Genomic DNA, 1,126 nt, shown 5'->3' with positions numbered 1-1,126 from the left:
TATAGATAACATAATCTTTGGGGGTTATAAACTGGAATATCTTGTGCCAATTATTTGGCTCATTATTTTTAATCCACATCATCTTGGTAAATCCATAGTAAGAATCCACATAATTACCAGTAATTTCAAATATCTTATCTTTATCAACATTTTCCTTTACCCATTGCACTTCATCTGTCGCCCGCCTATCCATCCATATAAGACAAGGTCTTATAGGATTCATATCTTGATCAACTGGTATACCTGAGCCACCATAAAGTCCACTCAAGGCAATCCCAGCGATATCAGAAGGTTTTACTCTTGATTTTTCTAATGTATCTCTAATGGTATCAAAGGTGGCTTTTACCCATACCTCCGGCCATTGTTCTGCCCAGGAAGGTTTTAGTTTTATTACATCGTACTCAGAAAACGCAGAGGCAATTATCTTACCCTCAGGGTTTACCAGTACCGTCTTGGTACCCTGTGTACCTATATCTGTACCTAAAAGATATTCATTGCGCATAATATTTTATCTCCTTTATTGTCCATATTTTTCAGTATAGTTTTTATGAAGTATATTTACCATAGATTCTGGAATAGATTGAGGTTCTCCCAGAATTTTAGCCATGATTAGAATTTTTGCACTTTCTTCCAAAAATATTGCAGCTTGTAGAGCTTCGTTAACATTTTTCCCTACCGTAAAAGGTCCGTGATTTTTCATGATTATAGCCTTTGAATCGCCAATCTTACTAACAATTTCTTTTCCTATTTCTTCTCCTCCTATTAATACCAGTTCACCTAGAGGAATATTACCACCAAAAAAATCTGCCATGGCGGTAAGGCAAACTGGAATTGGCTCACCTATAGCAGCAAAGGCACTGGCATAAGTAGAGTGAGTATGGATGACTGATCTAACCTCAGGCATATGTCTGTAAATGTAGAGGTGTGTTGCCATATCCACCGATGGTCTTAATTGTCCTTCTACCCTCTTGCTATTTAGATCAACAACTACCAAATTATCAGGTGATAATTCACTATAAGGAACACCACTTGGTTTGATAACCACAAGATTAGTTTTAGGCTCCCGAGCGCTTACGTTCCCAGATGTCCACATGACTAATCTGTTCTCCCAAAGGTTCAGGTGAGC

General features: G+C 37.8%; 2 protein-coding genes. Both read right to left on the bottom strand.

Annotated features, from left to right (window positions below; all coding sequences use genetic code 11):
- A partial coding sequence (locus COZ07_RS04595; protein ID WP_406607409.1) for an FGGY family carbohydrate kinase occupies positions 1–502 on the bottom strand: 502 nt, incomplete at its 3' end.
- Between the two features lie 15 nt (positions 503–517).
- Positions 518–1,126, bottom strand: a 609-nt coding sequence (locus COZ07_RS04590; protein ID WP_406607408.1) for an L-ribulose-5-phosphate 4-epimerase, incomplete at its 5' end; no start/stop codon positions are given.

Source organism: Candidatus Infernicultor aquiphilus (assembly GCF_002784285.1).
GTDB lineage: Bacteria > Atribacterota > Phoenicimicrobiia > Phoenicimicrobiales > Phoenicimicrobiaceae > Infernicultor > Infernicultor aquiphilus.
This window is presented reverse-complemented; position numbering and strand designations above follow the sequence as displayed.